This window comes from Propionicimonas sp. (assembly GCF_047606205.1).
Taxonomy (GTDB): Bacteria; Actinomycetota; Actinomycetes; order Propionibacteriales; family Propionibacteriaceae; genus Propionicimonas.
The window spans coordinates 1-10,374 of record NZ_JASGES010000237.1; the positions used below are offsets into that span (position 1 = coordinate 1).

11 protein-coding genes are annotated in these 10,374 nt (G+C 70.8%); 5 read left to right on the forward strand and 6 right to left on the reverse strand.

Translation table 11 applies throughout. From position 1 onward, the window contains the following. Positions 1 to 379: 379 nt before the first annotated feature. Genes QM633_RS14810 through QM633_RS14825 form a run of 4 tightly spaced genes read left to right on the forward strand, consistent with a single transcriptional unit; the run spans position 380 to position 4,352 of the window. On the forward strand, positions 380 to 1,390 hold the full coding sequence (locus QM633_RS14810) for an AAA family ATPase (RefSeq protein WP_415154545.1): 1,011 nt from the start codon (positions 380 to 382) through the stop codon (positions 1,388 to 1,390). Positions 1,391 to 1,434: 44 nt separating this feature from the next. After that, positions 1,435 to 2,436, forward strand: a complete 1,002-nt coding sequence (locus QM633_RS14815) for a DUF58 domain-containing protein (protein ID WP_415154546.1) — start codon at positions 1,435 to 1,437, stop codon at positions 2,434 to 2,436. Then, on the forward strand, positions 2,433 to 3,392 hold the full coding sequence (locus QM633_RS14820; protein WP_415154536.1) for a VWA domain-containing protein: 960 nt from the start codon (positions 2,433 to 2,435) through the stop codon (positions 3,390 to 3,392). Before QM633_RS14815 ends, QM633_RS14820 begins: the two co-directional genes overlap by 4 nt. Further along, positions 3,393 to 4,352: a VWA domain-containing protein gene (locus tag QM633_RS14825; protein ID WP_415154537.1), complete on the forward strand. Its 960-nt coding sequence runs from the start codon at positions 3,393 to 3,395 to the stop codon at positions 4,350 to 4,352. Between the two features lie 132 nt (positions 4,353 to 4,484). Here QM633_RS14825 and QM633_RS14830 read toward each other — a convergent pair whose 3' ends face one another. Further along, entirely contained in the window at positions 4,485 to 5,177 is a 693-nt protein-coding gene (locus QM633_RS14830) for a YggS family pyridoxal phosphate-dependent enzyme (RefSeq protein ID WP_415154538.1), read from the reverse strand. A 219-nt stretch (positions 5,178 to 5,396) separates the two neighbouring features. Here QM633_RS14830 and QM633_RS14835 point away from each other — a divergent pair, with 219 nt between their 5' ends. Continuing rightward, the gene (locus QM633_RS14835) at positions 5,397 to 5,894 is read left to right on the forward strand and encodes a DUF3145 domain-containing protein (RefSeq protein WP_415154539.1); all 498 of its coding nucleotides are present in this window, start codon (positions 5,397 to 5,399) and stop codon (positions 5,892 to 5,894) included. Positions 5,895 to 5,962: 68 nt separating this feature from the next. Here the strand turns inward: QM633_RS14835 and QM633_RS14840 are convergent, their stop codons facing one another. The 5 genes from QM633_RS14840 to QM633_RS14860 form a co-directional block, all read right to left on the reverse strand. Next, positions 5,963 to 7,225, reverse strand: a complete 1,263-nt coding sequence (locus QM633_RS14840) for a beta-ketoacyl-[acyl-carrier-protein] synthase family protein (RefSeq protein WP_415154540.1) — start codon at positions 7,223 to 7,225, stop codon at positions 5,963 to 5,965. 118 nt (positions 7,226 to 7,343) lie between these two features. Then, positions 7,344 to 7,586 carry an acyl carrier protein gene (locus tag QM633_RS14845; protein ID WP_415154541.1) on the reverse strand — a complete coding sequence of 81 codons (243 nt, stop codon included), beginning with the start codon at positions 7,584 to 7,586 and terminating at the stop codon, positions 7,344 to 7,346. A gap of 49 nt (positions 7,587 to 7,635) precedes the next feature. Further along, positions 7,636 to 8,631 carry a beta-ketoacyl-ACP synthase III gene (locus tag QM633_RS14850; RefSeq protein WP_415154542.1) on the reverse strand — a complete coding sequence of 332 codons (996 nt, stop codon included), beginning with the start codon at positions 8,629 to 8,631 and terminating at the stop codon, positions 7,636 to 7,638. 10 nt (positions 8,632 to 8,641) lie between these two features. Then, positions 8,642 to 9,832, reverse strand: coding sequence for an acyltransferase domain-containing protein (locus QM633_RS14855; RefSeq protein WP_415154543.1), 1,191 nt, complete (start codon positions 9,830 to 9,832; stop codon positions 8,642 to 8,644). A gap of 145 nt (positions 9,833 to 9,977) precedes the next feature. Further along, positions 9,978 to 10,374: PucR family transcriptional regulator (locus QM633_RS14860; RefSeq protein WP_415154544.1), on the reverse strand; the 397-nt coding region annotated here is incomplete at its 5' end.

The window sequence follows — 10,374 nt, forward strand, 5'->3', positions numbered from 1 at the left end:
GGGGACGGTTCCTGACTTGGTCCGCCCGGTGCTTGGTCTGGGGTTGGTGGACCGAGAAGGGAACCGTCCCCGACTCGGTCCGGGTCGGTTGGTCCAGGGTTGCCACTTGGTTCACCGGGTTCGTGGGCCGAATGGGGGACGGTTCCTGACTTGGTCCGCCCGGTGCTCGGTCTGGGGTTGGTGGACCGAGAAGGGAACCGTCCCCGACTCGGTCCGGTCGGCTTGGTTGCACAGGGGACGCACAGTGCCAGCCGGTATCGTGGAGCGACATCGCCCTGCCGCACGTCACCAGGAGAATCGCGTGACCGATCCGACCCCGCCCGTCGCCGCTCCCCAGCCTGCCCGGGCTCCCGCCTCCGACGCGGCGAAGTCCGCAGGGATCCTCGGCGAGGCGATCGCCCAGGTGCAGCGGGTGATCGTGGGCCAGGAGCACATGGTCGAGCAGCTGATGGTTGCCCTGCTGGCCAAGGGCCACTGCCTCCTCGAGGGCGTCCCCGGTGTGGCGAAGACGCTGGCCGTACGCAGTTTCGCCACCGTTGTGGGCGGCCAGTTCGCGCGCATCCAGTTCACGCCGGACCTGGTCCCCTCCGACATTGTGGGCACCCGGATCTACTCCGCGCGGCAGGAGAAGTTCGACATCGCCCTCGGCCCGGTGTTCGTCAACTTCGTGCTCGCCGACGAGATCAACCGCGCACCCGCCAAGGTGCAGTCGGCGATGCTCGAGTTGATGGCCGAGCAGCAGGTGTCGATCGGCGGCACCACCTACCCGGTGCCGCAGCCGTTCATCGTGATCGCGACCGAGAACCCGATCGAGTCCGAGGGCGTCTATCCGCTGCCCGAGGCGCAGCGCGACCGCTTCCTGCTCAAGGTGGACGTGCCGTACCCGCGTGGCAACGAGGAGTTCGAGATCCTGCGCCGGATGAGCGTGAAGCCGCCGACCGCGAACCCGGTGCTCAACCCGGAGCTGGTCAAGCAGCTCCAGGACCAGGCGTCCGAGGTGTTCGTGCACAACCTGGTCGCCGAATACATCGTCCGCCTCGTTCTCGCCACCCGCACGCCGGAGGAGTTCGGCATGCCCGACCTGACCAGCGTCATCCAGGTCGGCTGCAGCCCGCGCGCCACGCTGGGCCTCGTCGCCGCGTCGCGTGCGCTGGCCCTCATCCACGGCCGCGACTACGTGCTGCCGACCGATGTCCAGGCCGTTGCCAGAGACGTGATGAGCCACCGCCTCGTGCTCGGCTTCGACGCGGTCGCCGACAACATCACGCCCGCGCAGGTGATCGAGCGGATCCTCGCAATGGTGCCGCCGCCCACGCCGGTGTGGAACAACCAGCCCCGACCGGCCGGCCAGACCGTGCCGTCCGCCCCGCAGGCCCGACACCGAGCGTGACCCTCCAGCCCGGCTTCGCGCCGCCGCCCGACGACCTCGGCGCGGTGGCCTCGGTGCTGCACGAGCCGACGTCCGCGACCATCCCGCTGCACAAGCTGGCCCCCGAGGCGGCGCTGCGGCGGCTGGAGCTGACCGTCGTGCGGCGCCTGGAGGGCTTCCTGCACGGCGACCACCAGGGCCTGCTGCCGGGTCCGGGGACGGAGGCCAACGACGCCCGCCTCTACGTTCCTGGCCAGGACGACGTCCGCAAGATCGACTGGGCGGTGACCGCCCGCACCACCACGCCCTATGTGCGCGACACCATCGCCGACCGGGAACTGGAGATCTGGGCGTTGCTCGACGTCACCCCGTCGATGAACTGGGGGACGGAGGGCGTCACCAAGCGTGATCTCGGGATCGCGGCGATCGCGACCATCGGCTTCCTCAGCCAGAAGATGGGCGACCGCTTCGGAGGCATGATCATGCGCCCCGACCAGCTCAAGCGCTTCCCCGCGCAGTCCGGCCGGACCGCCCTCTACGGCCTCCTGCGGCGCATGCTGACCGAGCCGATCGTCTCCGACCACACCACCGGGCCCTACTCGCTCGCCGCCGGGATCCAGCGGCTGGCCCGCACCGAACGGCGCCGCGGGATGCGGCTGGTCGTCTCGGACTTCCTCACCCCCGGCGACTTCGAGCTCGACCCGAACGTCGAGCCGGAGTGGGAACGTCCGATGCGGCAGCTCGCCGTACGCAACCAGGTGCTGGCCGTCGAGGTCGTCGACACGCACGAAGTCGAGTTCGCCGACGTGGGCGACCTGCTGATCCGGGATCCGGAGACCGACTTCGAGAGGTACGTGAACACCTCCGACGACGCGGCCCGCGAGCGCATGGACGCGGCCACCGCCGCCCAGCGGGAACGGATCCGGATCGCGCTGCGCAGGGCCGGCGCCGCCCACATCCAGTTGCGTACCGACCGAGACTGGGTGCATGACATCGCCCGCTTCGTCCTGGCCTACCGGAGGACGGCCAGCATGCTGCACCAGCCGCCGAGCGGGGTGACCAAGTGACCTGGCCGCCGTCCTTCCTCCAGCCCGAGCGCCTCTGGATCCTGATCGTGGTGCCACTGCTGGTCGCCGCCTACATCTACCTGGTCCGCCGCAAGAAGAAGACCGGCATGCGGTTCACCAACACCGCGATCCTTTCTCGGGTGGTGCCCAAGCAGTCGCAGTGGCGCCGCCACCTCGCGGTGGCGCTCTCGCTGGCCGCTTTGCTCGCGCTGAGCCTGGCCTGGGCGCGTCCGAACGGCATCGAGATGGTGCCCAGGGAGCGCGCGACGATCATCCTGGTCATCGACACGTCCCAGTCCATGGCGGCGACCGACGTGCAGCCGAGCCGGCTGGACGCGGCGAAGACCGCGGCGCTGACCTTCGTGAAGGCGTTGCCCGAGCAGTACAACGTGTCGGTGGTGAGCCTGTCCGGGAACCCGGCCGTGATCCTGCCGCCGACCACCGACCGGACGCAGGTGCAGCAGGCGATCAACAGCCTCAAGCTGGCCGACTCGACCGCCATCGGGGAGTCGATCTACACCGCGCTGAACGCGCTCCAGCTCGCCCCGAAGGGGACGGACTCCTCACCCGCCCCCGGTGCGATCGTGCTGCTGTCCGACGGTCAGAACACCGCCGGACGCGCGCCCGCCCAGGCGACGGCGGAGGCCAAGAAGCAGAACGTGCCCATCTACACGATCGCCTACGGCACCGAGAACGGGTACGTGGACCTCGACGGAACGAGGCAGCGCGTCCCGCCGGACACCGAGCTGCTCGCCAGCATCGCGCAAGGATCGGGTGGTCAGTCGTTCTCCGCGGAGAACCTCGACCAGCTGAACAGGGTGTACAACAACATCCGCAGTGAAGTCGGCTTCACCCCGACGAAGAAGGAGACCACCGCGCTGTGGGCCGGCTACGGGCTCGCGTTCGCGGTGGTGGCCGCGCTGGCCGCGGTGTCACTGGGAGCGAGGTGGCCGTAGATGTTCGACCTTGAGTTCATCCGCCCCGAGCGGTTGTGGTGGCTGTTGCTGATCCCGCTGCTGGTGGGGTTGTACCTGTTCCTGCTGTGGCGTCGCGCGCGGAGGGCGCGTCCGCACCAGATCACGAATCTGCAACGGGTGCTGCCCAAGCAGCAGGCGTGGAAGCGGCACGTCGCCGTCGGTGCGGCTGTGCTCGCGCTGGCCGCCCTGAACGTGGCGTTCGCTCAGCCGAAGGGCCAGGTGGAGGTGCCGAGGGAGCGGGCGACGATCGTCCTGGCCATCGACGTCTCCCGTTCGATGATCGCCGAGGACGTGGCGCCCAACCGGCTCGCCGCGGCGAAGTCGGCCGCGCAGGACTTCCTCCAGATGCTGCCGACCGGCTTCAACGTCGCGCTGGTCAGCTTCGCGGGCACGGCGGCCGTGGTGGTGCCGCCGACCACCGACCGGGGCGTGGTGTCGGCGGCGATCGAGAACCTGCAGGTGGCCCCGTCCACGGCGATCGGGGAGGGGATCTACTCCGCGCTGGACGCGATGGCGCAGGCGCCACCCGACCCGGACGACCCCGACAGCACCGCCCCAGGGGCGATCGTGCTGCTGTCCGACGGCTACACGAACGTCGGACGCCCCTCCGACCAGGCTGCGCAGCAGTCGAAGAAGGAGGGCATCCCGATCTACACGATCGCCTACGGAACGGAGAACGGCTACGTCGAGAACGACGGACGCCGCGAGTCGGTCCCGGTGAACCCCGCGGAGTTGCGGCAGATCTCGCAGATCTCCGGAGGCAAGGCCTTCGCCGCCGGCTCGGAGAACGAGTTGAAGCAGGTCTACTCCTCGATCGCCCGGCAGGTGGGCTACATGAAGGTCGACCAGGAGGTCACCGAGGCCTACGCCGGCTACGCGCTGGGGTTCGCGATCCTGGCCGGCATCGCGGTGATCTCGCTGGCCGCCCGCTGGCCTTAGGAGACTGCCGAGCGTTCAGGTTGCGGTGGTGGACCGAGTAGGGAACCGTCCCCAACTCGGTCCGCACGGCCGCGGGCGGTAGCCCGAATCGGGGACGGTTCTTCACTCGGTCCACACGGTCGGCCTGCCCGCTCAGCCGCGGGCGCCGAAGATCGCCGTGCCGATCCGGACGACGGTCGCGCCGTGCGCGATCGCAAGTTCGAAGTCGCCCGACATCCCCATCGACAGCTCGTCGTAGCTCTGGCCGGGGACGGGCGCGTCCCTCAGCCTGCGCTGGACCTCGCTGACCCGCTCGAAGCAGGCGGCGACGCGGGCGCGATCGGGAGAAGGCAGCGCGAGCGTCATCAGGCCGCGCACCCGGAGCGCGTCGAACGGGGTGAGTGCCCGGGCGAAGGCGGGCACATCGGCGGGCGGCAGCCCGAACTTCGACTCCTCGGCGGAGGAGTTCACCTGGATCAGCACGTCGAGCTGGCGTCCGGCGGCCTGCAGGCGACGGTCGAGCTCGGCGGCCAGGGATACCGAGTCGAGCGCCTGGAACTCGCTGGCGAAGCCGGCGACGACGCGGGCCTTGTTGGTCTGCAGATGGCCGATCATCACCCACTCCACACCGACCCCGGCCAGTTCGGACGCCTTCGCCCGCGCCTCCTGCACCTTGTTCTCGCCGAAGCGGGTGCAGCCCGCGGTGTGGGCGGCGAGGACATCCGCGGCGGGGCGCGTCTTGCTCACCGGCAGCAACCTGACCGAAGCCGGCGCTCTGCCCGCGGCCGCGCAGGCCGCGTCGATGCGCGCCCGGACCGCGGCGAGGTTCGCGGAGATGTCGGGCATGCCCCTAGCTAAGCAGGAGCGCGGCGCGGCGTCATGTCCACCCGCTCAGGCAGGACGGGACCGGCCCCTCCGTGCTGGGCCCGCGTGCTCCACGGGCACGGTTCCCGGCCTGTCTCGCCGGCGGGCTGGTACGGACGGGACGGGTGGTGCAGAATGGGGGCGTCCCCGTGGGGCTGAGGTGGCTGGGGAAGGCACATCTCAGCGAAAGGGGACCTCGACATGTCCAGCACGCGCGGGAACATCTGGATCCACTCCGCGCCGGCAGCGCTGCGCCCCCACATCGAATGGGCGGTGGGCGCCGTGTTCGGCGCACCGGTCGAGCTCCACTGGTCGCGCCAGCCCGCCGAGCCACGGTCGCTGAGGGCCGAGTACCCCTGGCACGGACGCGCCGGTACCGGCGCCCAGCTCGCCAGCGCGCTCCGGGGCTGCGCGCGGGCCCGCTACGAGGTGACCGAGGAGGCCTCGGCCGGCCAGGAGGGGATGCGCTGGGCGTACACGCCGCGGCTCGGGGTCTTCGCCGCGGCGATCGGCGTCCACGGCGACATCATGGTGCACGAGGACCGGCTCAAGCAGGCCATTCTCGCCGACGCACTCGGCCGCCAGCCGCTGGCCGAGGGGGTCGCCGAGCTCCTCGGCGCCCGCTGGGACGACGAGCTCGAGGCCTTCCGGCAGGCCGGCGACGGTGCTCCCGTCCGCTGGTTGCACCGGGTCGGGTAGGGACGCCGCCGAGTGGTCGGAACGTCAGCCGGCCAGGGCCGGCCGAGATTCCGACCCTGGCGGCCGGGTCAGACGGTGAGGTTCGCGTTCGTCACGGCGACGGCGACGTTGGCGCCGCCGAAGCCGAAAGAGTTGTTGATCGCCGCCAGATCTCCTGCGGGCAGCGGACGGGCGACGTTGGCTGCGATGTCGATGCCGAGGTCCGGTTCCGGATGGTCCAGGTTGATGGTCGGCGGCACCATCCGGTCACGCAGCGCGAGCACGGTCGCGACGGTCTCCAGCGCGCCCGCACCGCCCAGCAGATGGCCCGTCATCGACTTGGTGGACGTCACGACGCAGCCGTCCACCGCGCTGCCCAGGCCCTGCCGGATCGAGCCGGCCTCGGTCACGTCCCCCTGCGGGGTGGACGTGCCGTGGGCGTTGATGTGCCGGATGTCGGACGCGAGCAGTCCCGCATCCCTGATCGCCTTCGTCATCGCGCCGAACTGGCCCTCGCCGGTCGGGTCGGGCTGCACGATGTCGTGGCTGTCGGCGGTGATCCCCGCCCCGGCCAGGGTGCCGTAGATCTTTGCCCCCCGGGCCTTGGCGTGCTCGAGGGTCTCCAGGACGAGGAGCGCCGAGCCCTCGCCCATCACGAAGCCGTCGCGATCCACGTCCCACGGACGGGACGCGCGCTCGGGCTCGTCGTTGCGACGGCTCAGCGCCTGCATCTGCCCGAACGCGGCGATCGGCAGCGGGTGGATGGTCGCCTCCGTGCCGCCGACGAGGGCGACGTCGGCCCGGCCGAGCCGGAGCTGGTCGATCGCCAGCGCGATCGCCTCGTTGGAGGACGCGCACGCGGACACCGGGGTGTGGACGCCGGCCTTGGCGTGCACCTGCATGCCGACGTTCGCCGCGGGGGCGTTGGCCATCAGCATGGGGATCGTGAACGGGCTCACCCTGCGGTAGCCCTTGTCGCGCTGCACGTCCCAGTTGTTCAACAGGGAGTGCAGGCCGCCGATGCCGCTGGCCAGCGACACGATCAGGCGCTGCGGGTCGACCAGGTCGACGCTGGTCTCCTCCCAGTCGTAGCCGGCGTCGGTCCAGGCCTCCTGCGCGGCGATCAGCGCGAGCTGCGTCGAGCGGTCGAGCCGGCGGGCCTTCACCCTGTCGATGATCTCCGAGGGGTCGACGGCCACGTGCGCGGCGATCTTCACCGGGAGGTCGTCGGCCCACTCCTCGGGAATCCGGGTCACGCCCGATCGGCCGGCCAACAGACCCTCCCAGGTGGAGGCCAGGTCGCCGCCGAGGGGCGTGGTGGCCCCGAGGCCGGTGATCACGATCTCAGTCATGTCTCTCCGAAGCTTGGATTCGGTGGTCGAGCTTGCCGAGACCGGTCGGGGGTCTCGACAAACTCGACCAACGGTGTGTGGCTCGACCGGCCGTCGTGGCCCGGTCAGCCGGGTGAGGTCAGCTGTGGGCCTCGATGTAGGCGACGGCGTCGCCGACGGTCTTGAGGTTCTTGGACTCCTCGTCGGGGATCGTGACGCCGAACTTCTCCTCGCAGCCGACGAGGATCTCGACCATCGCCAGGCTGTCGACGTCGAGGTCGTCGACGAAGGACTTGTCGAGCTGGACGTCCTCGACCGGGGTGCCGGCGACGTCGTTGACGAGCTCGGCGAGCTGCGCCCGGATCTCTTCGGTGGTTGCCATGGGTTTCTCCTTACTAGGTGGGGCTTGCTTTCCGGACGCGTCCGGGGACTCAGGGAAGGGTGACGACCTGGCCGGCGTAGACCAGGCCCGCGCCGAAGCCGATGATCAGGGCGGTCTGCCCGCTCCTGGCCTGGCCGCTGGACAGCAACTCGTCCATCGCCATCGGGATGGTCGCGGCCGAGTTGTTGCCGAGGTGCCGGATGGAACGGGCCACCACGACGTTCTCGGGCAGCTTCAGGTAGCGCAGCAGCGTGTCGGTGATCCGGTCGTTGGCCTGGTGCGGGATGAACACCTCCAGGTCGTCCGGGGTGAGGCCGGCGTCCTCCAGGCACTTCTTCGTGGCCTGGGCGATGAAACTCGTCGCCCACTTGAACACCGAGCGCCCGTCCATGCCGAGCTTGGGGAACTCCCCGCTCGCCACGGCCTGGTGCCAGTCGGCGGTCTGCCAGATGACGCCCTCCTGGGAGCCGTCCGAGCCCCACACGACCGGCCCGATGCCGTTGGTCTCGCTCGGCCCGACGATGACCGCGCCGGCGCCGTCGCCGAACAGGAAGGCCGTACCGCGGTCGTGGATGTCGGTGATCTCGCTGATCGTCTCGCCCGCGATCACCAGCACGTAGGTCGCCTGCCCGGAGCGGACGATGGACTCGGCCTGGGCCAGCCCGTAGCAGAAGCCTGCGCACGCGGCGGAGATGTCGTAGGCCGCCGCGTCCGGGATGCCCAGCTGCGTGGCCAGCTTGGGGGCCAGCGCCGGGGTCTGGTGGTAGTGAGAGATGGTGGACAGGATCACCGCGCCGATCTCGGCGGGGTCGATGCCCGCCCGCTCGATCGCCTTGCCGGCGGCCTCCAGCGACAGGGACTCGATGTTCTCGCCCTCGCCGATCCAGCGGCGCTCCCTGATCCCGGTGCGCTGGGTGATCCACTCGTCGCTGGAGTCGATGAATTGCAGGAAGTACTCGTTGTCGATCACCCGGGACGGGGTGGCCGACCCGACGCTGTAGATGCGCGCGTAGGCGGGTCCGCTGCTGGCCTTGATCTCGGTCATGGTGTCCTGTTCAGTCCTGGGCCGGGGAGATGCGCAGCAACGGCTGTCCTGCCGAGACGGGATCGCCGTCCTCGACCAGCCACTCCGCGACCGCCCCGGCGTGGGCGGTGGTGACCTCTGTCGTGTCCCTGAGGTTGCTCACGGTCCCGATCGACGCGCCGGCGACGACCACGACCTCAACCTCGACGCCTCCAGTCTTGCGGAACTCACCCTTCCCGGGGGAGACCACCACCAGGGAGGACGGGGTGCCGGGCACCGGCTCGGACCAGCTGGTCTCGCCATGCCTGGCCACGAACTCCTGCGCGGCCGGCAGTTGGTCGGGGGTGTTGAGTGCGAACAGCTCGACGCCCTTCAGGTTGCGCTTGGCGATCCCGGTCAGCGTTCCGGCGGGCGGCAGTTCGAGCAGGCCGGTGACGCCGAAGTCGGCCATCCTCGCCATGCACAGGTCCCAGCGGACGGGGTTCGCGACCTGCCGCACGAGCCGGGCGAGGTACTCCTCGCCGGACTCCACGACCTGGCCGTCGGCGTTGGAGAGCAGCCGGGTCCGCGGGTCGTGGGTGGTGATGGCGCGGGCGAGCCGCTCGAGGTGGGCGACCGCCGGCTGCATGTGGACGGTGTGGAACGCGCCGGCGACGCTGAGCTGGATCAGCCGGGCCCGGGCCGGAGCCGCGGCCGCCAGATCCGCCAACTGCTCCACGGTGCCCGCGGCGACGATCTGGCCGGAGCCGTTGTTGTTGGCGGCCGTGAGCCCGGCGGCCTCGATCGCCGCGAGCACCTCTGTCGGGTCGCCGCCGACGACGGCCATCATCGAGGTGGGCCGCGCCGCCGAGGCGAGGGCCATCTGCTGGCCCCGCTCACGCACGAAGACCATCGCCTGCTCGGCGGAGAGGACACCGGTCGCCGCAGCCGCGGTGATCTCCCCGACGCTGTGGCCGGCCGCCAACCCTGTGCGGCGGAATCCGTCCGCCGGGCTCGGGAAGAGCGACAGCGCGGTGGCCAGACCGGACGCCACGAGCAGCGGCTGGGCGATCGCGGTGTCCCTGATCGTCTCCGCGTCCGCCTGGGTGCCGTAGAAGGCGAGGTCGAGCCCCGCGACCGTGCCCAGCCAGTTCAGGCGGTCGGCGAACGCGGAGTCCTCCAGCCAGGGGGAGAGGAAGCCGGGGGCCTGGGCGCCCTGTCCGGGCGCGACGATTGCAAGCACGGGTCTACCTTTCCGAACGGCGCGGTGCCGGATGGGGTGTTACGCGACGAATTTCTGGCGGCCGACTTTGTGGAAACCCTACAACGATCCTCCGCGGCTGCCCGCGGCGGGACACACGCGAGTTGTCGGGATCGGTGGGCTGGCGTCAGCCGAGTAGCCGGCCCAGCGTGAGCGCGAGCCGCAACGCGTAGCCGTCCCTGGGGTCGAGCGGGGAGTAGCCGGTGAGCTCGTGGATCCGCCGCAGCCGGTAGCGGACGGTGTTCGGGTGCACGTACTGCGCCCTGGCCGTGGCCTCGATCGAGCCGCCGGAGTCGAAGAAGGAGGCGAGGGTGTCGGCGAGGTCGCGTCCGGCCGCGACGATCGGCCGGTACAGGTTGTCGGCCAGCGTGCGGCGCGCGTGGCCGTCGCCGGAGAGCGCCCGCTCGGGGAGCAGGTCCTCCGCGGCCACCGGACGCGGCGCGTCCGGCCAGGCCCGGGCCGAGCGCAGCCCGGAGAGGGCGGCGCGGGCGCTGCGGACCGCCTCGGCGAGGTCCGCGACGACC